Below are 21,645 nucleotides of genomic sequence, written 5' to 3'. Positions count from 1 at the left end.
CATGGCTCAATCAGTTGCAATGCCCGCGCTTGGGGAATCGGTTACCGAAGGTACCGTCACGAAATGGCTGAAAAATGTTGGCGACACCGTCACCCTGGACGAACCCCTCCTGGAAGTCTCGACTGATAAGGTCGACACCGAGATACCCAGTCCCGTTGCGGGCGTGCTGACCAAGATTTTGGTGCCAGAGGACGAAACGGTCGATGTGGGTACCATTTTGGCTGAAGTCGGCGAGGCTTCAGAAGTCAGTGCCACCCCGGCTGTTCCGGCGGCCCCGGCGGTTCCAGAGCTGCCGAATCCCGAAATTCCTTCCACCGTCACCGCTGGTAGCGATGGCGGCGCGCAGGTTGAGTGGTCCTATCCGACAGTTCCGCCGATTCCTCCGAAGGCTGAGGAAATTCCGGCTCCCCCGGTTCCTCCGGTTCCACCGATTCCTCCGGCTGTTCCGGCGGCTCCGGCCGTGTCAGAAGTTCCAGCGGCTCCGGTGGCTCCAATCGCGCCGGTGGCGAGTGGGACGGGTCAGCCCATTAAGATGCCGGCGTTAGGTGAATCCGTCACCGAAGGAACCGTCACAAAGTGGCTAAAGAACGTCGGCGATACTGTCACGTTGGACGAACCCCTCCTGGAAGTCTCCACCGACAAAGTCGACACCGAAATCCCCTCCCCCATAGCCGGCACCATCACCCAAATCGTCGTCACCGAAGACGAAACCGTAGACGTCGGCACCATCCTCGCCTACATCGGTGGGGAAGTCTCGACACCCGCTGCGCCTGTTGTGCCCGCGGTTCCCGCAGCACCCGCAACTCCAGTGGCACCCGCGGCTCCGGAGGCTCCGGCAGCACCGATTTCGCCCGCGGTTTCTACCCCTGCCGCACCCGCAGCTCCTGTTGCCCCCGCTGCTCCGGCGACACCTGCTGGTAATCAGGCGGAGTACGCGACCCCGATTGTGCGGAAATTGGCTGCCGAAAAGGGCGTTGACCTCAGCAAGGTGCACGGCACCGGTGTAGGCGGACGTATCCGCAAGCAAGATGTTTTAGATGCCGCAGGTAGCGTTCCGGCTCAGCCGCAGCCTCCCGTGCCGCCTGCAATTCCTGCAGCTCCTCCGGCTTTGCCCACGCCGCCGGCTACCGCGGCTGCTACGCCACCTGTTCCGCCGGTTCCCGAAGTTCCGGCCGCTCCGGCAGTTCCGACTCCGCCGGTTTTGCCGGCTCCGGTTTCGACCACGCCCAACGCCACGGCTACAGGCGGAGAGCTGGATATGGCTCGCCTGGCGCAGCTGTTTGCCGAGGTCGCCGAGGCATTCGCGCATAATCAAGGTTCCGCGCCAGCGCCGCAAGCCCCGGTCGCTCCGGCAGTACCCGCGGCACCCGTAGCACCGCCTATTCCGGCTCCCCCGGTTCCTCCGGTTCCACCGATTCCTCCGGCAGCCCCGGCGGCTCCGGCCGTGTCAGAAGTTCCGGCGGCACCACAAGCTCCGGCGGCCCCGATGGCGAGTGGGACGGGTCAGCCCATTAAGATGCCGGCCTTGGGTGAATCCGTCACCGAAGGAACCGTCACAAAGTGGCTAAAGAACGTCGGCGATACTGTCACGTTGGACGAACCCCTCCTGGAAGTCTCCACCGACAAAGTCGACACCGAAATCCCCTCCCCCATAGCCGGCACCATCACCCAAATCGTCGTCACCGAAGACGAAACCGTAGATGTCGGCACCGTACTGGCCTACGTGGGCTAGAGCCGGATTCACGAAATAACCCGCTCAATCGAGTCGGACCACCGAAGCAATCTTCCACGGATTGCCGGATAACAGAATCTCTGATTCCGTATCGGGAATCGCCGCGATTTGGTGACGGTTCCCGATACGGTCAATTTGGGTGTAGGAGCCTTGCGTCAGAGTCACCTGCAGACGCACTGAACGCGTATTCTTGCCGGCGCCGCCCTTATTGCCCGCCACGATAGTCGCTGACTTGACCGCGGTGGACAGGCCCTCAACCTGGGCTTGACTGGCCTGCAAAGCAGCCAGCAAACTCGCATCCGCGGACCCGGCTATCGAATCCTTGACACTGAGTTTCTCTAAAGCCGCCCGGTCCTGGCGTGTCAGGGCCGCATCGCGTTTGGTCAGCAACAGCTGCAGGATTTCCTGGGCCGAAGTGTCGTCCGTGATGGGATCGCGCAAGTTCGGGGTTTTCGCTTGACTATCCGGTGAATTAGGCAACAGGTCAGCCGGTGGCGTGGCTGTTGGCGAGCTTTCGGGAGCTGCCGGTTCCGCGAGGCTTTCAGAAGGCATCATCGCATCGGGACGGGGTGCAGCAGTGTGGTACGGCGAGTTTGGCGTGTTGGCGCTGCCTTTTTGACTCGCAAGGCTGGGCAAGGTGTCGTCTGTCAAAAGCGCGGCCGTGCTCGGTTTTGCGGACTGCGCGGGCAACGCTTGGGCCGCGCTTGGTAGCTCTGCCAATCGCGGAAACAAGACCGCTCCCAGCGCCAGCGCCGCTCCCGCCAAAACCGGCAGTCCCCAGCGCAATATCGGGCTGGGCGGGCGAGTTTCGTGGCGTTGGCGCCGCGCTGGCACCGGACGGCGCGACGGTGTAACCAGCTCGGTGGCCACGTCTCGTCCGGCCGCCCGCATCCGTGCCGCCATCAGCTCCGACCCGTCCAACAGGTCAATACCACAGCACGGCAGACTCTCCCACGCCTCGGCAAGTTCCCCCGCGCTGGGTCGCGCGCTCGCCACCGGGTTAAACGCGGCTTTCAACAGACCCGCGTCCATTCCCAATGCCAGCAGGACCTGCGCCATCGCGTATACATCACCGGCTTGATTCACCGCCACAGACGCCCCGGCGGCAACAGCGGATGCCGCCTCCGCTCCAGAGGCTTCTCCCGCCGCGGTGCTCCAAGTGAGCCCCTCCGTTTCCGGCGCGCTAAACGCCCTGGTCGTCCCCACGTCACCCAGCAAGTCCACCAGGACCACCCGGCCTTGTGCCGTCACCATCAGATTCGCCGCCGAAACGTCTCCGTGACTCAAACCGACCTCGTGCAGTGCCGCCAAACCCCGAGCCAGGGACAGCGCGATGAAGTTGACCTGCGGCATACTGAACTCGCGTCCCGCCCGCAACACTTCCAGGTCTTGTCCGTCTAGATACTCAAAAATAGCCACGTAGCGGCCATCGGTCAGTTTACGCAATTCGTGGAGTTTCAGCAGGTTCGGGCACGACACCTTTCGCAACGTCCGCAGCCGGGACTCCAGTTGAGCCGACAGTGCACCGCCCAACAGCTGCAGCGCGTGGGTCCCGCCCTGGTCGTCTACCACCCGCCACATGGGGCCGCTTTTACCAAACCCAACCGGTTCATATAGGACATAGTCAACAAGTTCCATAGCTCAATATATATCTAAATACATCAACAAAAATCAACAGACATTTTCAAACCTGTGGATAACTTTGGACACGGCGGCAGAACTCGGTTTACCCCTGGGGCAAAAATCCCCTAAGATAAAGGCGATGGCTAAGAAAAACAACACCGCGACCGGGGGCGACACCTCCGGAAAGAAACGCAATATATTCCAAAACTTAAAGGACTCTTTCACCATTGTGAGGCGGTCCTTCCCGTGGATTGTGTGGGCGATTTTGGCGACTCTGGTCGTGGCGGAAGCCTTGACCGTGTGGTACATGATTGCGGGCAAGCACTGGGTTATGGGGGCAATCACCATTGTTCTGGTGCTGATGGTCGTGCCGATGGCCTGGATTTCCGCGTTGTTGTCCCGCGCTATGCTGCGCCAGATTGAAGGCATGAAGGGCTGTGTCGGGGCGCTGCGCCAGCTGCTGCGCCGGTCCTGGTTCGCCGAGGAAGAACCCGTTGCGGTTAACAAGGATCAGGACTTGGTGTGGCGTTTCGTAGGGCCTCGCGGGATTTTCCTAGTCAGTGAGGGGCCGCACACTCGCGCCAGCAAGCTGCTCAGCGATGAGGTGAAAAAGACCACGCGGGTTGTTGCTCAGGTGCCGGTACATGCCGTGGAATGCGGTACGGAAGACGGCCAAGTTCGCTTGGAACACGTGATGAAAGCCATGTATAAAGCTCCACGTGCTTTGAATCGAAACGAGATTCCCGCAGTGCAAAAACGACTGCTGGCGATTCACCGCAATCAGGGGTTGCCTATCCCCAAAGGGATTGATCCCTACCGGGTTCGCCCTAATCGGCGCGCTTTATACGGATAAAATTTGTCCACGGCTATCCCGGACGTGCGGATGAAAAGTTATTACATTTTTCCTATTTTTATGCGCTAAGACTTGCATAAAGTTGCATGGCTCTGTAAATTTATACTGATAGTTCATTTACACGACCGTCAACAAGGAGAATCTCATGCGTCGTCTTACCGTTGCCATGTTTCTAGCTGCAGCTTCTCTGGGCTTAGCCGGATGCTCCACTGCTTCCACTGGAAACGCAGGTAGCGACGATGCTGCTAATCCACAATCGAATACCACCGCCGCGTTCGATTTTTCGACGATTAAGCCCGACCCCAAGGTTGAGGAGCTGGTTCCTGCCGACGTGAAGGAACGTGGCGTGCTGCGCAACGGCGCTTCTACCAGCTACGCTCCAGCGGAATTCCTGATGGAAGACGGCACTACCCCCACCGGCTACGAAGTGGACATGGTAAAGGCCATTGCCCTGACAATGGGTCTCGAGGACGGCACCACCACTACCGAAGCGTTCGGCGCGCTGCTGCCCAAGATTGGCACGACTTACGATTTAGGAGCATCGTCGTTCACGGTTACAGAAGAACGTGTTGCTAACTACGACATGCTGGCTTATATGGATATGGGCTCCCTGTTCGCGGTGGCGAAAGGCAACCCGCAGGGCTTTGACCCCCAGGACATTTGCGGCAAAACCATCGGAGTGCAAACCGGTACGCTGCAGGAAACGGAACTGTTGCCGAAAATGAGCAAACAGTGCGAAGCCAACGGCAAACCACCGGTCGACATTCAAAAGGAAGAGTTGCTATCCAACGTATTCCCGAAGGTTATTTCGGGTCAGTATCAAGCCATGCTCGCCGATGATCCGGTCACGGCCTATTACGTGAAACAGACCCGCGGCCAGATGGAGCAAATTGGCCAGATTCTGGACCCTAGACCCATCGGGATTGTGGTGGATAACCAGAATCAACAGCTGTCCGCCGCCATTAAAGCGGCGATGGATTCCCTGTTGGCCTCGGGCAAACTGCGTGAAATCATGGATAACTACGGCGCTGGCGCGGGCCTGTACGACGCAGTGGAACTGAAAACTTCCGTAGGAAAATAAGCCGGCACCCCAGCCTTTTGGCGTCTCACCTTCCGCCCCGGACTTCTGAGCGAAAACCGTATCGGCGAGACTGTGCAAAGTAAACGAATCGAAGGGAGTAAACGCATGAGCGAAGACAACCTAGAATTCAACCATCCCCGACCGGTGTTCCGTTTGGGCAGGTGGGTGAGCGTGGCGGTAGTCGCGCTGGTGGTGTTGGGGCTGATTAATTCCCTCTTCACCAACCCCAACTATCACTGGGAAATGGTGTGGGTGTACTTGACGCACCCGAACTTGATTAAGGGCATCGGTTTCACCCTGGCGCTGACGGTAGGTGCGATGACTATCGGCGTTACCCTGGCCATAACCATGGCGGTCATGCGCCAGTCTCCGAATCCGGTGCTGAAAGCCGTGGCTTGGTTCTATATCTGGTTCTTCCGCGGTACCCCGATTTACACCCAGTTGATTTTTTGGGGATTGCTGCCGACGCTCTACCCGATGATTACCCTGGGGATTCCTTTCGGACCTCAACTGTTTGCGGTGGAAACGAAACTGGTGCTAAACATGTTCTGGTCAGCCATGCTGGGACTGGGCTTGAACGAAGGCGCCTACCTGGCTGAAATCGTGCGCGCCGGGCTGAACTCGGTCAATCCCGGACAGTGGGAGGCAGCGACCGCGCTGGGCATGAAACGCGGCATGATTTTGCGCCGCATCATCATTCCGCAAGCCATGCGCGTCATTGTCCCACCCACCGGCAACGAAACGATTTCCATGCTGAAAACGACTTCCCTGGTCTCGGTGGTGCCGTTTACCTTGGAGCTGAACTTCCAGGCACAGAACCTGGGACGTCTGACTTTCATGCCGGTGCCGATGATGATTTGCGCTGCCATATGGTACCTGCTCATCACCTCAATCCTGATGGTGGGCCAGTACTACCTTGAGAAATATTTCGGTAAAGGCTTCAACACTCAACAAGCCACCACTTCGCCGCGCCACAAAACTCTCAGCGCAGCCCCGGAAACGAAAACGCTATTGGATGTGAAATCTTGAGTAACGACCTGATGACAAACAGTCCTTTGGACACTGCAGACCTCGGAGGTATCGTTGATGCTTTCCCGGATTTGCAGCCAGGGGAACTCATTCCCGCCCCCGCAGACGTGGCGGGCACCATGGTGGCTTTGCGTAACGTCCACAAGTACTTCGGTCCCCTGCACGTGTTGAAAGGGATTGACTTAGATATTCACAAGGGCGAGGTATGCGTTCTCATTGGACCTTCCGGTTCGGGTAAATCTACAGTTTTGCGTTGCATTAACCAGCTGGAAACCATCACTTCGGGAAGAATTTACCTGGACGGTCAACTGTTGGGTATGTCCGAGGAAAAGGCCCCACTGCCGGGTCGGAAACGCTCTTGGTATCTGAAAACCGGCGCTTTGACGGAACGGAACACGGTCCTGCGCGAACTGCCCGATAAAGTCGTGTCCGCCCAAAGGGAACGTATCGGCATGGTATTCCAACGTTTCAACCTGTTTCCCCACAAGACCGCGCTTGAAAACGTCATGGAAGCCCCGGTTCACGTTTTGCGGAAATCCCGGGACGAAGCCGCCGAGCAAGCTCGGCAACTGCTAGATCGGGTCGGTCTGGGCGACCGGATGGAGCACTACCCGTCCCAGCTGTCCGGCGGCCAGCAGCAGCGAGTGGCAATTGCCCGCGCTTTGGCGATGGACCCCGAACTGATGCTGTTCGACGAACCGACCTCCGCCCTTGACCCCGAACTGGTCGGAGAAGTACTGCAGGTCATGAAAGATTTGGCTCGCGACGGCATGACTATGATGGTGGTGACCCACGAAATCGGTTTCGCCCGCGAGGTCGGTCACACCCTGGCTTTCATGGACGAGGGACAAATCATGGAAATCGGCAGTCCCGCCGAGGTCTTGGATAATCCCCGCGAAGCCCGCACCCGCGAGTTCGTCTCGAAAGTGCTCTAGCTATAGACCAAACCACGCCTGAATCGGCTCGGTTCCGCCAGCTGCTGTCACGCCAAAACCTATGGTCAACGATATTGCTGCGACCGGAATAGCAGTCAGCAAATCCACCAGGGCGTGCTGCTTGGTGAACTGGGTAGCCAGGACTATAGACACGGATATCAGCACAAAAATCGTGCGTAGCCACCACGGCATTTGACCGGTCGCCACGGCCGCGAAAGCAATCATCATCGAAGTGGAACAGTGCAGGCTGGGGGCACAATTGACCCCGCGATAGCTGGTCTTGTACACCAGTGCCAACAGACGCTCGGTCGGACCCTGCCCCAGCTCCTGACGTTGAAAAGTCGTGGGAAATGCGAGGTAGGCTGCAACCGAGACGACCACGCAAAATATCCACGCCATCTGGAGCGCCACCCAGTTTTCTGGTGAAAAATAGTAGAGCCAAACCGGGAATATCACGATGAGCGGAAACCACAGCACATACGGATAGACGAAAGCGGGAATGCGCGGAATGCGCTCATCCAGGCGGCATTGAGGATTATGAAACACGTGCTGAAAACGCTCCGAGCCGAAGTACAGGATAATCTGCAACAACAGGACGGCGGCCTGGATAATTATCAACTTGGTTAGGGTGTTCACGTTTCTATAGTTTTCTGTTCTGCAGATTTCTGGGACTGTGTCGCGTCATTGATACTGAGCGGGTGAACTCAGCTAAGCAGCACGGATTCCAGCTGTTCGCGGGCTTCTTTGGAGGTACGCGGTTGAGCTCCGGGCACCACCGGCCAATCTTCCAGGCGTCGATCCGACCACAGCTCAGCTTTCCAACCGGCGGTCGGGCTGCCGGTGGCCATCGTGAGTGAGCAGTTTTGGCAAGGGAACTGTGCCAACAGGTCGAGGGTCAGCCCCTCGATGCGGTTTGCGCCCCACACGCGCATAATCGCGCCGTGAATGACGGCCGCCACGGTGGCCTGCGGATCGTCCTCCAGCCCGGCGCACAGCCGCGCAATGCCCCGGTCGAAGCGTGCCAAAGTTTGCGCCCCGGTTTCCGCTCCGGGCATCCGCCGGTCCAGGTCGCCGGTCACCCAGCCAATAGCAGTATTGAGGTATTCTCTGGTGTCCTGCTGGGTCGTGGACATTTCCAGCAGCCCGGCTCTCACTTCACGCAAATCCGGATCCACCTGTACGGGAAGGCCCAAGCTCTGAGCCAGCGGTTCGGCGGTTTGGCGCGCCCGAAGGATGAATGAGCTGGCCAAACGCTGCGGAGCCGCCCCCACCAACTTGTGATATTTATCGACCAAAGCCGCCGCCTGCTCGCGCCCCGTGGCGTTCAGAGGACGTCCCGGCCAAGCCGTATCCAAAGCCCCCGAGAGGTTCGAGTCCGTTTGTCCATGACGAATCAATACCAGTCGCAACGTTTTTCCTTTCTCACCCGCACCCAACCTTAGCTTGTTTTGCCGCCCCGGGTCTATTTGGCGGATTTGTTATCCAATATCGCGTGCAGAATGGCCACAAGCGCCCCATATAGAGCCAAAGCAACCGGGAAAATAACCCAGCTCATGCCCCAGTTTTTACTGATGAAGCCGTAGGCAAGGAAAACCGCCAACACAATAAGCCAATAGGCTGTGGAAATGGGCTCGATAATCCGAGCGGAGCGCTTGTCCGGAGCCGCCACTGATTCCTCTTGTAAAAGCTGGCGCAAGGCTCTCATTGGAATGGACGCACTGATGAACAGGTAGACGGCGAAGCCGGCAACAGCGACCCCTGCGGGTACCAAACTGACCAGTGTAGTGGTATTACCAGAGGAATCTTCGCTCCACATTGAACCGAGCAACACCATGACAACGGCTGCCATACACAGTAATCCCCCGCCAAACAGTTTGGTGACATAGGTTTGATGGAATTTTTCCCGGCGTTGTTTAGCCATGCCATCCACCCCGTAAGCCGTTTCAAAGGGTTCCTTTTCCAGGTATTCGAATGGTTTAACTCGCATTCCATAGGCAGTGAGCGCAGCCACGCCGGTTCCTACCAGTATCACCATTCCCACCATACCAATGCTTAAGCTTAAGTTTTCCGAAAGTCTCACTCCCGGAAAATCAATGAGGAATGTAAACAGCACCAGAAAGGCAGCCCCAAAAATGCACAGCGCGGTTCCCCAGGCGGCAAGTTTGGAACTTTGTGTTTTCACGTCCAGCAAACCCACCGCTTCTTCCATGGAAACGACGCGCGGCGAGGAGGGGGAGGCATCACTGACGGCGGGTTCCTGAACAGATGTGGTAGCATCGGACATCTCCAGTTCGTCTTTGACCAGGAAATCCGTACTCACCGAGAAAATCTTGCTCATATCCAAAATTCGTGTAATGTCAGGTATTGATTGGGCGCTTTCCCACTTGGAAATCGCCTGCCTGCTGACACCTAACTCGGCCGCTAAGTCTTCCTGTGACCAACCGTTCTTCTTCCGTAGCTGAATGATTTTCTCTGCCATTATCATTTCTAATGCTCCTAACTTAGATTCTTTCGAGTGCCATCGCACCCTCAAATCATTGTGAGAAATTCCCCAGTTGCATTCCAGCACCTCCACCTTGAATCTAATCTATATTCCGCAACTTGTGGTTGCATTTTGCAGGTGAGCGGTTGCTCAGTTCTCTTCGGAGAGTCGGCAAGGGGTTATTCGTAAAAGATTTGCTCCACGACACCGCGAGCCAGGCGAGCGGTGCGCATCCAGTCGTCGGTCAAGTCCTGGTGAGCGCCCTCTGCATAACCCAGCAACGCCGCGGTGGTCACCAGGAGGCGATCGACCGGCAGCACGTCGAGTTTTTTCCCGGTAGTCCGCCCCGAACCCAGCACATTGGCGGCGCGAATCGACATGGCCATCATCCACGCGGTGCGCAGCGTTTCCGCGTCCGGGGCGGAAATCAGCCCCGCGCTTACAGCCGCGCGCAAGGCGTCTCCGGTAGACACACAGCGCAATCCCGGCACGTCACTAGCATGGCACATCTGCAATAATTGTACCGACCATTCCACATCAGATAATCCCCCGGGGCCCAGCTTGACGTGGCGGACCGCCGCCGCGGTCTTGCCCGCACCAGCGACCTGGCCTCCGCCAATCCGTTCGGCCTCCATGCGGGCTTTCAACCGCCGGATTTCCTTTATCTCCTTTGTCGCCGGCGGGGTGTCAAACCGTACCGGATCCACAATCTCGGCAAAATCTGAACACAAAGTCGGCGAACCCACCACGGGACGAGCCCGCAGCAGAGCCTGACGCTCCCAAGCGCTGGCCCACCGTGCATAATAATCCTCCAGCAACCCCAAGTCCTTGGACACCGGCCCGGAGCGACCCTCGGGACGTAAATCAGTGTCGACGCGCCAGGCCCCGGCTTGGGCTCCGGTTAAGATTGAGCTGACGGCATTAACCAAGCTCGCCGCTTCCGCAGCGGCTCGTTTGCGAATTTCTGACGCCGCGGGGTCGGTCTCTGTACCCTCTGCCGGGGATTCCGCCACCGGGGCGTTGGGCAAATATCCTGCTGCCGGATTGCCTGGCTCTCGCCACGGACGATAGTAAAACACCACGTCGGCGTCCGAAGCATAGCCGGATTCCCCGCCACCAAACCGACCCATCCCCACTACTAAGTAATCGGCATAATACCCCCCGGACGCCAGGGCGCGCGTCGCGGGCGTCGCAGGCGCAACCTGCGAGGGCTGCGGTTCCCCACCGCCCTTGTGACCGGGGACATCCGGAGGTCGTTGCGCGTTGAGCTTTCGCAACGCCAAATCGAGAGCCCCGGCGAGGACCGCTTCACCCACATCGGTCAAACGCTGGGCGGTTCGCAGCGGATCAATTCCCTGCAGCACGTCCACCATAGCCGCCCGCAACAGCTCCCGACCCCGCACTGCCCGCAGCCGCGCGGCTTGCTTGTCCAAATCGGGCTGGCGCTCAAAAGACGCCAGGATTTCGCGCTCCAGCTCCTCGCGAGTCCGCCCGCGTAACTGCGTTTCGTCGTCAAGCCACTTAATAGCGTCGGGATTAGCGGGCAACAACCCCGCCACCAGTGGCGAAGATGACAGCAGCCGGGTCAAACTCCGGGCGGCCGTACCCGAATCGCGCAGCAAACCCAGATACCAATGTGTGTCCCCCAAGGCGTCAGATACTTGCCTGAAAGCCAACAAACCGCCGTCCGGATCCACCCCATCGGCCAGCCAATCCAGCAACACCGGCAACAGCTGGCGTTGAATCGCCGCCCGCCGACTCACCCCGCTGGTCAAAGCCTCGATGTGTTCCAAGGCTCGTTTCGGATCGCGGTATCCAATAGCTTGCAGTCGGGACTGCGCAGCGGCACCATCCAAGGCGGCCACCCCCGCCGATAGTTTCGCCATGGCAGGCAGCAGCGGGCGGTAATAGATTTCCTCGTGCAACCCCCGAACCTTTTGCCGCACCTCCTGCCAAGCCTGGGTCAGTTTCGCCCCCTCAGAAAACCGGGTCACGTCAATGGAACGCGCGACTCTGCGCAGCTGGGCATCCTGGGGAAACAGGTGGGTGCGGCGCATCCGATCCAGCTGGGTGCGATGCTCAATGACACGCAAGAAACGGTAATAGTCCGCCATTTCCTCGCCTTGCTCGCGGCCGATGTAGCCTCCAGCAATGAGGGCTTGCAAAGCGTCCAGGGTCGCGCGTACCCGCAGACTCTCATCGACCCGGCCGTGTACCAGCTGCAGCAGCTGCACGGTAAACTCCACGTCACGCAGCCCCCCGGCACCGAGCTTGATTTCGCGTCCGGCTTTCTTTGGATCCAACAGTTTTTCCACCCGTCGGCGCATAGCACGCGTATCTTCCACGAAGCCTTCGCGTTCCACCGCGGACCACACAAAAGGACGTATGGTGCTCAAGTAGCTGGCGCCGAGTTCACGGTCCCCCGCGGCCGGACGCGCCTTCAGCAGCGCCTGGAACTCCCAAGTTTTCGCCCAACGCTGGTAATAGTCCAGGTGAGACTCCAAAGTACGAACCAGGGCGCCGTCCTTGCCCTCGGGACGCAACGCGGTGTCCAGCACCCACAGTGCCGGTTCCGGGCCGGTCGCGGAGCAATAGGAACCGAGCGCCTGAGCGATAGCGGTGGCACGCCGATTTGCCTCGGCGCTATCCAGGTCGGCGCCGTCCCGGGCTTGTCCCACGTAGATAACATCAACGTCAGAAATATAGTTCAGTTCCCGCGCCCCGGTTTTCCCCATCGCCACCACGGTGAAAGCAATCTGGCCCTCCGGGTCGTGGTCGCGGCGTGCCAGCGCCAAACCGGCCTCCAAAGCCGCGTCGACCAGGTCGCTAATGCGCCGGGAGGTCGCTTGAAATTCGGCTTTGGCCGCCGTTCCCGCGTGAGACAGGTCCTCGGCCGCCAGCTGCGCCAGCAGCGCGTAGTAAACCCGGCGTAGCTCCAGGTCGTGGGCTTGCGGGTCAGCGACCCAGCAGGGGTTTTCGGCGCTTCCCAGGTTCTTTGCTCCCACCGCGTTCAGTAGCCGTGAGAGGTAAGTTTCCGGTTCGGGCTGCTGTTCCAGAGGCGCAAGGGCCGCCGGGTGGGTCACCAGGTAGCTGGCAAAAAATTCGGAGGCACCCAGGAGGCGCAGCGTGCGGTTTCCGATTTGGCGGGCACTCAGCGTCGCGGTAATGCCCGAGGGGTGACGGACGTCCTCAGAAAAGATTCGGTCCAGGCTCAGCAGCACCTGGTCGGGGTCCGCGGTCTGACCCAGATTCTCGATGAGTTTCGGGATATCAATCTGGGGGGCTGCCTGCATAATGGCGGTCAGCAGGGTTTTGGCGCGCCCGACATCTTCCACCCCGGAGGTCAGCAGTGCCACCGTTTCGGAATACTCTCGAGCCATTCTTTACCCTTTCAGCACCGCAGCCCCCGCCGCTCACCGAGGCGAGGAACTTTTGGCATTGACTAATGCAGATGCAGCAACAAGCGCTTCTCTTGTTCCGTCACCTGATGGCGGTACTCGGTCCATTCCGCCAGCCGCGTGCGCAAAACGTAATCGAAGACTTCTTCACCCAGAACCGCCGGCACCAGCTCGGAATCTTGCAGATAGCGAATCGCGTCCTCCAAAGAGCGTGGCAGAGTCTCGATGCCGTAGGCTTTCCGTTCCGCATCGCTCATCTCCCACACGTTGTCTTCGGCTTCTTCGGGCAGTTCCAGGCGCTGTTCAATCCCTTTCAGGCCCGCCTCGATAATCAGGGCAAACCCCAGGTATGGGTTCATCGCGGGGTCAGGAGCCCGGTACTCGACCCTGGTGTAAGTGTGCAGACCCGGCTTGTGATCCGCCACGCGTATCAGAGCGGAAGGATTATGGTGACCCCAGCAGACGAAAGCTGGCGCCTCATCCCCACCCCACAGTCGCTTATACGAGTTCACGTGCTGATTGACGATAGCCGAGATTTCCTTGGCGTAGTGCAACAAACCGGCGGTAAACTGGCGACCCACAATGGACAGGTGGTCAGCCGCAGCGGGATCATAGAACGCGTTTTGGTCGCCCTCCCACAACGAAAAATGCACGTGCATCCCGTTACCGGGAAAATCAATATCCGGTTTCGGCATAAACGTCGCCAGCAGTCCTTTGACTTCTGCCAGGTCCTCTACCGCTTCACGCGTGGTCACCAAATTATCCGCACAAGACAGAGCGTCTACGGAACGCAAGTCGATTTCGTTTTGTCCGGGACCCCCCTCGTGATGGGAAAACTCGACCGAAATACCGTACTCTTCCAGCATCCGCACCGCCCACCGACGAAAGGTGTTGCCCGGACCTGCCGAAACGTGATCGAAGTAACCGCCCTGGTCCACCGGGCGCAGGCGCTCCTCCAGACTGCCGGGCTGTTTGAACAGGTAAAATTCGATTTCGGGGTGTGCATAAGGTACGAAGCCCAGTGATTGGGCCCGTTTCATGGTGCGTTCCAGCACGTAGCGCGGGTCGGAATGCGAGCGGGTCCCGTCCGGGTTGTACACGTCACAGAACATCCGCCCAATAGTGTCCTGCGAAATGTCGGCAAGCTGGGGCAAAATCTGGAACGTCTGAGCATCGGGAAAAAGCAGCATATCCGATTCCGCCACGCGGGTGAAGCCTTCCACGGAGGAACCGTCGAAAGCCACCCCTTCCGTAAAGGCTCGTTCCAGTTCGACCGGCGCAATCGTGACAGATTTCAATACGCCCAACACATCGGTGAACATGAGCCGCACATACTTGACGTCACGTTCCCCCACCTGGCGAATCACGTCTTCTTGACGAGAATCCACGATGTCTCCCTTCCATAGTCCGTTCCGGCGGTTTTCCGGAGGCTCACAGTTCCTGGTCTAAAGTTTCATTCTGGCGGAGTAACGGCCCTGTTCCGTGTGGGTTATCTCAAGGTTCAAGCCGTACATAGCACTCAAAGTCGCGCTGGTCAGCACGTTTTCGAGCGGTCCGGAGGCGAACACGCGGCCTTCCTTGAGGGCCAGCGCATGGGTAAATCCCGGGGGAATCTCTTCCAGGTGATGCGTAACCATGACCATAACCGGACTTTTCGGGTCGCGCGCCAATTCCGCCAGGCCGCTCAGCAACAGTTCGCGCCCGCCCAAATCCAGGGCGGCGGCCGGTTCGTCCAAAATCAGCATCTCTGGGTCAATCATCAGGGCCCGCGCCACCAAAACGCGCTGTTTTTCGCCCTGGCTCAAGGTGGCGAACTCGCGGTCTTTCAGGTCAGCCACTTCAAACATGCCCATCAGGGCTTGGGCGCGCTGCAGGTCAACCGGTTCGTAGCTCTCCCGCCAGGATGCGGTCACCCCCCAAATGGAGGACAGCACGGCCTTTTCCACGGTTTCCTGCGGAGGAATCTGCGCTGCCAGGGCTGGGGAGGCATAGCCCACCCGCTGACGAATCTCGGCGATTTCGGTTTTCCCCAAAACTTCGTCCAAAACTTCGACCCGTCCGCGCGAGGGGTAAATGCGTCCCGCCAGCATATCAACCAGCGTGGTTTTTCCCGCCCCGTTAGGCCCCAGCACCACCCAATGCTGTCCCAGGTGAATCTGCCAATTGAGGCCCTGCAAGATGGAGGTGTGATTGCGCCACAATTCAACGTTGTCACACCGGGCGACCAAAGTCATACTGTTCTTTCCTATCCGAGGGGGGAGCTTTGGGTTAATTGTGACGCTGAGCGATGACTTTTTCGTACAGCGCCACGGTTTTATCCCCAATGGCCTCCCAGGTGAAGTGTTCTTGGGCACGTTTGCGACCGGCCTCGCCCATCGCCTGAGCCCGAGACGGGTCTGCCAGCATATCGGTGATCCGCTTGGCCATCGCCTGCTCGAACTCTTCGGGACGCAGGGGCTTACCAGTACCATCATTGACCTGTTCAATGGGCACCAAAAAGCCGGTTTCTCCATCGACGACCACGTCGGGAATACCTCCGGTGTCGGTGGCGACTACGGGCAAGCCGCAAGCCATTGCCTCTAGGTTCACGATTCCCAGCGGCTCGTAAATCGAGGGGGTCACAAACAGGGTCGAGCCGGTCAACAGGGCAATCATGTGGGCGCGATCCAACATATCCGCAATCCACACCACTCCCGGACGTTCCTGCTGCAGTTCGCGCACCAGACTTTCGACTTCCGCCATTATCTCTGGGGTGTCGGGTGCCCCCGCACACAAGACGATTTGGGCGTCACGAGGTACGTCGCGTAGGGCGCGCAGCAGGTAGGGCAGGCCCTTTTGCCGGGTAATGCGCCCGACGAAAGCTATCGTGGGTGCCCCTTCCGTCAGTCCGTAGTCAGCCCAGACCTGGCTGCGGAATTCAGGGGTGATATTGGAGAAATCCCAGGTTGCCAGGTCGATGCCGTTGTGGATGACGTGGACGCGGTCGGGTTCGATTGTGGGATAGCAACGCAGAATGTCGTCTTTCATAGCGCGGGACACCGCCACGATGGCGTCCGCGGCTTCGTAAGCGGTTTTTTCCGCCCAGGACGAAATCCGATATCCCCCGCCGAGCTGTTCAGCTTTCCACGGACGCAAGGGCTCCAGGGAATGCGCGGAAATCACATGCGGAATGTCATACATCAGGGAAGCCCAATGCCCGCCCATATTCGCGTACCAGGTGTGGGAATGCACCACGTCAGCGCCGGCTGCACCAGCCACGAACTCCAAGTCCACGCCCAAAGTGCGGATGGCAGCATTGGCGTCAGCCAGTCCCTCCAGATAGTCATACCCGGTGACCCCCGGTTCCCCACCTTCCGTACCCGCGGCGCGCGGACCCTCAAAACAGTGCACCCTGACTTCTGCCCGCTGACGCAAAACCTTAGCAAGTTCAGTGACGTGAACCCCAGCACCCCCATAAACTTTCGGAGGGTATTCCCGACTCATCAAATCAACACGCATGGTAACCTCGCTTCGACACAATAATGGACCCTGGACAACCCGGTTCGTAACGCTCCCGGAAAATTCCTGGCCAGCGAACCGCGACTGCACTTCTAACTTATCCCATTTGCTGGTAAAAGATGCCCCAAAAGCCCCACAAAAGCTAAAAAATCTTTTAGGGTTAATACGTGGCTAAACCAAATGTTTTGACAATTATTCTCGCTGGTGGCGAAGGCAAACGCCTGATGCCTTTAACTGAAGACCGCGCCAAGCCCGCCGTGCCTTTCGGAGGGCACTACCGGCTCATTGACTTCGCGCTGTCTAACGTGGTGAACTCCGGTTATCACCGGGTCATCGTCCTAACTCAATACAAGTCCCATTCTCTGGACCGACACATCGCCACAGCGTGGCATATGTCGAACATTCTGGGCAACTACGTGGCACCGGTTCCGGCTCAGCAACGCACCGGAAAGCACTGGTACATGGGTTCGGCGGACGCGATTTTCCAATCTGAGAACATCATCAGTGATGAGCGCCCCGACTACGTGCTGATTATCGGAGCGGACAATATTTATCGGATGGACTTTTCGCAGATGGTGAACGAACACATCGCGTCCGGTCTGCCCGCTACCGTGGCTGGAATCCGTCAGCCGCTCAGCTTGGCTTCTTCGTTCGGAGTCATTGAAGCGGACGCATCGGGTAAAATCGCAGCTTTCCGGGAAAAGCCTCAAGATGCGGTCGGACTGCCAGATGCTCCGGATCAGATACTGGCATCGATGGGCAACTACGTGTTCAATACTGATGCCCTGCTCGAGGCATTGCAGCTAGACTCCCAAAATGACGATTCAAATCACGATATGGGCGGGGATATCGTGCCCTATTTCGTGTCCCGCGGGGAAGCTCACTGCTACGACTTTATCCGCAATGACATCCCCGGCTCGACCGAACGGGACCGGGATTACTGGCGTGACGTCGGTACTCTTGACGCCTACTACGAGGCCTCCATGGATCTCATCGCGGTCCACCCCGTCTTTAACCTATACAACCCGAAGTGGCCGATTATGACGACTGTGGACGGCGAGCTACCCCCCGCGAAGTTCGTCTACGGTGATGATTCCCGCATGGGTCACGCCATCGACTCTTTTGTTTCCAGCGGCACGATTATTTCCGGAGCGCGTTGTGTCCACTCGATTCTCTCTCCGGGAGTTCGCCTGAACTCCTGGTCCGAAGTGACGGACTCAGTCTTGATGAACGGCGTGGTGCTGGCACGGCACGCGAGAGTCGACCGTGCCATCTTGGACAAGAACGTTTACGTTGGCGAGGGCGTTACCATCGGCGTCGACCTTGAACAAGACCGGGCGCGCGGTTTCCTGGTGACCGATTCCGGGATTACTGTCGTCCCCAAGGACACCCGCGTCGAACACTAGACCATGACAGAAACTTCGCTACCCCTGCGCTTTTCCTGCGTATGGGAGGGAAATTCTGCGGACTTAACGCCTGAATCGTTTCAATCCGCGGTTATTCGTGCTACCGGACTGAATACCTCCGCGTCCCCCACCCGGTCCTCCGCAGAGGGGCTAGACCGAGTGTCGCTGTTTGTTCCCGCGTCACCCCCCACGACTCGCGAACAGAGAGCCGCGTGGACTCGCGCTTTGGAGCATGATCTTGACTCAGAGGGCCTGGCTGTGGCGATAACGGCAGGGGCAATGGCCCAGCACGGTCCCGCTCTGGTGGTTTTGGACGGGGACTCCACCCTGTTTACCGGGGAAGGCATCGACCTGGTAGCTGCTCACGCCGGTACGCAGGAGGAAGTCGCCGCCATCACCGCTGCCGCCATGCGTGGGGAACTCGATTTTGCCCAATCCCTGCGGCGACGCATGGGAACCTTGCGGGGCCTTCCGGCCAGTGTTTTGGACCAGGTGCGCCAGGACTACCACTTTTCCCCGGGAGCGGCACAGATGGTATCGGCTTTTCATCGCCGCGGCGTAAAGGTCGGGGTAGTTTCCGGCGGATTCAGGGAACTGGTAGCGCCGCACGCGGCGGAAATTGGGCTGGATTTCGTCAAGGCAAACAGTTTCGAGGTGGCCAACGGCCAGCTGACCGGCGAGCCTGAGGGCGATATCGTCACCGCTGAAACTAAGGAAACCTGCCTGCGTTCTTGGGCCTCCGAACTCGGAATCAGCGTGGAGAGCTGCGTGGCGATGGGAGACGGCGCCAACGACCTGAAAATGGTGCGCGCCGCCGGATTGGGAGTCGCCTACCTGGCAAAGCCTGCCTTGCAAGCCGCTGCCGATGTGCGCCTCTCGTGGCCCAACTTGGCGGCGCTCTCCGCGCTCACCCTCCCGGACTGATGACCATCGCGAACGCTGTTCACCCGGCAAAAGCCCGCGTTTGCGCTTAGCGGGTCGAGGGACGCTCCGGGTTGGATACGTCCACAACTTTCACACCCTGTACCGTAAACAAAAGTTTAGCTACCTGGGCTTTTTCTACCGAGTCACGCGCATTGCCCCACACCAGGGCTCGGCCGTCACGCAGTTTAAACTGCAACTGAGCCGGGTCGTCGGAAGTCACCGAAGCAATCATGGAGCGCAAATCCTCAGGCATATCCCCAAAAGCAATCAAGGCCGCATCAACCAGCTTGCGGGTTTGCCCGCCCAGCTTCTCCATGTCAACATCCAGCTGCGGCAGCCCCGCCACGTCACCAGGGGCAATCTCCAGAATCACTCCGGACCGGTCCACCCCCACAACTTTGCCGTTTTGCCGTACGGTGGCTACCGGAACGCGCTCCACCACGTGAATCTCTAACCCGTGCGGCCACGCGGGCTTGACTTGTGCATCCTTTAGGGCACTGACTTCCTGCAGCACCGTCTTCGCTACTCCCGCCGTAGCCAAACTGGTGATAGAGCGCCCCTCGAAGCTCTGAGTGGCTTGGCAAACCTGTTTAATGTCTACGTTCCGCGCGCCCGTGACATGGCACTGTGCGAGTTGGTAGGTGAACAGCGGTGAAAAAAACACGACGTACAAAACGATGAGGACTCCCGCCAATACCCCAATCAGACTGGAAATCCGCAGTCGCAGTCGATGGCGGCGAATGAACTCCTGTTCCTCCAACCGGTCCAGCAGCGTATTGTCTACGCTTGCCACCCGCAGCGAATCCCAAGGGGAACTCGCCTCGTAGCGCGAACCGTCAGCGGGGGACGTCTTGGGATGGTGTTTGCGCTGAGAAACCTTTTGGGCCGCTTTCACCGCCTCCCGGTTTGCTTTCGCAGCCCGCTTCTGGGTTTTCTTGATGGCCTTCTTTTCGTCACGTTCCTGTTTATCGAGTTGAGCCGGGGTCAACTTTTTCGATTTCGTTTTCTGTTGACTCGTTTCGGAGTTCGCCGTATCAGTCGCAGCGGCACGGTCACGAGGGCGGTGCGGAGAGTCCTTGTCGAGGTCAACGCTTTTGGGGTCGACTACGGGTCGGCGGTGTCGCCCCCGACCGGTGTCGTGGCTCTCTGTGGACTTCCCAAGGGTGGGACGGGGAGGTGGTTTCACGCCTAGCTCTCTTTCGCCTGGGCGGCCTGTTCCACCGAGGCATAGTCATGTCCCGCGGCGATAGCGTGGCCCACGTGGGTGATGGAGCCCGCTCCCAAGAACAGCAAGAGGTCGCCGGGACGGGCGGCGTGGAATGCGCGCAGTCCCGCCGCGTACATATCCGCCACGTAGGTTCCCTGACCGAGACGCTCGGTGATGATGTTGCCGTTTACTCCGGGAATCGGAGCTTCGCGGGCGGCGTAGACCGAGCATACGGTCAGGTCATCCACGGCCGCAAAAACCCGCGCGAAAGCCTCTACGTTGTGATAGGTCCGGGAATACAGATGCGGCTGGAAACACACCAGCAACCGGCCGGTACCGGCTAAGTCGCGAGCCGCCTGCAGAGTGGCCGCGATTTCAGTCGGGTGGTGTCCGTAATCATCGTAGATGCGTACGCCATCGCGTTCACCGACTGGTTGCATACGGCGACTGGCTCCCGAAAAAGTCCCCAACGCGGCAATAAACTGAGGCAAGTCCACGCCCAGGGCATAGGCGGCACCCAGCGCCCCGCCCGCGTTCAGCAGCATGTGCTGGCCCCCAATCCGCAACTTGAGCTGACCGTGAAATACCTGCTGACCGGCATCGGTAACGCTGACTTGGCAATGTCCTTGGCCCGGCCCCAGCTCTGGGTCACTCAGCTGAACTACCACGTCGCCGGCCAAGGGAACCCCGAAACCGTAGGAAATAACCCGCGGCCCACCATCGCCGCGCTGCGCCGAGACCTGCGTGGCAAGCCGCTTGACCCCGGCATCATCGGCGCACAGCACCAGCGCACCGCCCTCGCGCAACCGACCCGTGAAATCCACAAAAGCCTGCTCGAATGCCGCCGCGCTACCCCAGTGATCGAGGTGGTCAGGCTCTATGTTGGTGATGACTTCCACCGCGGGGGAATAGTTCAGGAAAGACCCGTCGGATTCATCAGCCTCGATGACAAAAGCGGAACCCGACCCCAAACGCGCGCCGGTCCCCAGCTCAGCGATAACTCCCCCAATAGCAAAGGATGGATTCGCCCCGATTTTCAGCAGGGCGTGGGCAATCATGGATGACGTGCTGGTTTTGCCGTGCGCCCCAGCCACTGCCACCAAATCGTGGGAACGGGTACAGAAATCTAAAGCCTGGGAACGATGCCAGATTTCTAAGCCCAGAGCCTGGGCACGAGCCGCTTCGGGATTGTCCTCATGCACCGCCGAAGTCACCACCACAATAGCGTTAGCGGGGACCTGTTCCTCGCGATGCCCCACAAAAACGGTGATGCCTGCCTCTCGCAACTGACCCAGGGTGTCGGCCTGCACCTGGTCAGAACCGGACACATGATACCCCAAGTCGTGCAGCAGTAGCGCGAGGACGCTCATGCCGGCTCCGCCGATACCAATCAGATAGAACTCCTGATCGGACGGGACTTCGTGGGCTTGTGTGACATTGGACAAATTCGTGGAACTGTCTTTAATTTCGGGCATGT

The 21,645-nt window shown here is 59.0% G+C and carries 17 protein-coding genes; 7 read left to right on the top strand and 10 right to left on the bottom strand.

Features of this window, described 5'->3' with window-relative positions:
* Window position 1: 1 nt before the first annotated feature.
* Window positions 2-1,732 (top strand): biotin/lipoyl-containing protein, encoded by a 1,731-nt coding sequence (locus tag Q0V70_RS02465; protein WP_297588003.1) that lies wholly within the window; start codon window positions 2-4, stop codon window positions 1,730-1,732.
* A gap of 24 nt (window positions 1,733-1,756) precedes the next feature.
* Here the strand turns inward: Q0V70_RS02465 and Q0V70_RS02460 are convergent, their stop codons facing one another.
* Complete coding sequence (locus tag Q0V70_RS02460; protein ID WP_297588000.1) at window positions 1,757-3,370, bottom strand: protein kinase domain-containing protein; 1,614 nt, start codon at window positions 3,368-3,370, stop codon at window positions 1,757-1,759.
* Between the two features lie 124 nt (window positions 3,371-3,494).
* On the opposite strand from Q0V70_RS02460, the gene Q0V70_RS02455 reads away from it, so the two are divergent.
* The 4 genes from Q0V70_RS02455 to Q0V70_RS02440 all read left to right on the top strand — a co-directional run bounded on the left by Q0V70_RS02455 (window position 3,495) and on the right by Q0V70_RS02440 (window position 7,253).
* The gene (locus Q0V70_RS02455) at window positions 3,495-4,208 is read left to right on the top strand and encodes a DUF4191 domain-containing protein (RefSeq protein ID WP_297587998.1); all 714 of its coding nucleotides are present in this window, start codon (window positions 3,495-3,497) and stop codon (window positions 4,206-4,208) included.
* A gap of 145 nt (window positions 4,209-4,353) precedes the next feature.
* Window positions 4,354-5,289: a transporter substrate-binding domain-containing protein gene (locus Q0V70_RS02450; RefSeq protein WP_297587996.1), complete on the top strand. Its 936-nt coding sequence runs from the start codon at window positions 4,354-4,356 to the stop codon at window positions 5,287-5,289.
* A 105-nt stretch (window positions 5,290-5,394) separates the two neighbouring features.
* Window positions 5,395-6,318, top strand: a complete 924-nt coding sequence (locus Q0V70_RS02445; RefSeq protein ID WP_297587993.1) for an amino acid ABC transporter permease — start codon at window positions 5,395-5,397, stop codon at window positions 6,316-6,318.
* Complete coding sequence (locus tag Q0V70_RS02440) at window positions 6,315-7,253, top strand: amino acid ABC transporter ATP-binding protein (RefSeq protein ID WP_297587990.1); 939 nt, start codon at window positions 6,315-6,317, stop codon at window positions 7,251-7,253. The genes Q0V70_RS02445 and Q0V70_RS02440 overlap by 4 nt, the downstream gene beginning before the upstream one ends.
* Here Q0V70_RS02440 and Q0V70_RS02435 read toward each other — a convergent pair whose 3' ends face one another.
* From Q0V70_RS02435 to glgA, 7 genes are all read right to left on the bottom strand, one after another.
* Window positions 7,254-7,889 carry a serine/threonine protein phosphatase gene (locus Q0V70_RS02435; protein ID WP_297587987.1) on the bottom strand — a complete coding sequence of 212 codons (636 nt, stop codon included), beginning with the start codon at window positions 7,887-7,889 and terminating at the stop codon, window positions 7,254-7,256.
* Window positions 7,890-7,957: 68 nt separating this feature from the next.
* Window positions 7,958-8,662, bottom strand: a complete 705-nt coding sequence (locus Q0V70_RS02430; protein ID WP_297587985.1) for a histidine phosphatase family protein — start codon at window positions 8,660-8,662, stop codon at window positions 7,958-7,960.
* Window positions 8,663-8,715: 53 nt separating this feature from the next.
* Window positions 8,716-9,828, bottom strand: a complete 1,113-nt coding sequence (locus Q0V70_RS02425; protein WP_297587982.1) for a helix-turn-helix transcriptional regulator — start codon at window positions 9,826-9,828, stop codon at window positions 8,716-8,718.
* Window positions 9,829-9,914: 86 nt separating this feature from the next.
* Window positions 9,915-13,115 carry a bifunctional [glutamine synthetase] adenylyltransferase/[glutamine synthetase]-adenylyl-L-tyrosine phosphorylase gene (locus tag Q0V70_RS02420; RefSeq protein WP_297587979.1) on the bottom strand — a complete coding sequence of 1,067 codons (3,201 nt, stop codon included), beginning with the start codon at window positions 13,113-13,115 and terminating at the stop codon, window positions 9,915-9,917.
* 62 nt (window positions 13,116-13,177) lie between these two features.
* The gene (locus tag Q0V70_RS02415) at window positions 13,178-14,521 is read right to left on the bottom strand and encodes a glutamine synthetase family protein (RefSeq protein ID WP_297587976.1); all 1,344 of its coding nucleotides are present in this window, start codon (window positions 14,519-14,521) and stop codon (window positions 13,178-13,180) included.
* Window positions 14,522-14,578: 57 nt separating this feature from the next.
* Window positions 14,579-15,367, bottom strand: coding sequence for an ABC transporter ATP-binding protein (locus Q0V70_RS02410; RefSeq protein WP_297587973.1), 789 nt, complete (start codon window positions 15,365-15,367; stop codon window positions 14,579-14,581).
* 34 nt (window positions 15,368-15,401) lie between these two features.
* Entirely contained in the window at window positions 15,402-16,631 is a 1,230-nt protein-coding gene (glgA, locus tag Q0V70_RS02405) for a glycogen synthase (protein ID WP_297587970.1), read from the bottom strand.
* 167 nt (window positions 16,632-16,798) lie between these two features.
* On the opposite strand from glgA, the gene glgC reads away from it, so the two are divergent.
* Both glgC and serB read left to right on the top strand, forming a co-directional pair.
* A complete protein-coding gene (gene glgC, locus Q0V70_RS02400; RefSeq protein WP_297587967.1) occupies window positions 16,799-18,037 on the top strand; it encodes a glucose-1-phosphate adenylyltransferase in 1,239 nt (412 codons plus the stop codon).
* Between the two features lie 3 nt (window positions 18,038-18,040).
* A complete protein-coding gene (gene serB / locus Q0V70_RS02395) occupies window positions 18,041-18,961 on the top strand; it encodes a phosphoserine phosphatase SerB (protein ID WP_297587964.1) in 921 nt (306 codons plus the stop codon).
* A 46-nt stretch (window positions 18,962-19,007) separates the two neighbouring features.
* Here serB and Q0V70_RS02390 read toward each other — a convergent pair whose 3' ends face one another.
* Both Q0V70_RS02390 and murC read right to left on the bottom strand, forming a co-directional pair.
* Window positions 19,008-20,147 carry an FtsQ-type POTRA domain-containing protein gene (locus Q0V70_RS02390; RefSeq protein WP_297587962.1) on the bottom strand — a complete coding sequence of 380 codons (1,140 nt, stop codon included), beginning with the start codon at window positions 20,145-20,147 and terminating at the stop codon, window positions 19,008-19,010.
* A 2-nt stretch (window positions 20,148-20,149) separates the two neighbouring features.
* Window positions 20,150-21,643 carry a UDP-N-acetylmuramate--L-alanine ligase gene (murC, locus tag Q0V70_RS02385; RefSeq protein ID WP_297587959.1) on the bottom strand — a complete coding sequence of 498 codons (1,494 nt, stop codon included), beginning with the start codon at window positions 21,641-21,643 and terminating at the stop codon, window positions 20,150-20,152.
* Between the last annotated feature and the right edge of the window lie 2 nt (window positions 21,644-21,645).

It is taken from the genome of uncultured Mobiluncus sp. (assembly GCF_947087965.1).
GTDB lineage: Bacteria > Actinomycetota > Actinomycetes > Actinomycetales > Actinomycetaceae > Mobiluncus.
The sequence above is the reverse complement of the archived record's forward strand: the minus strand, read 5'-3'. Positions and strand labels throughout refer to the sequence as shown.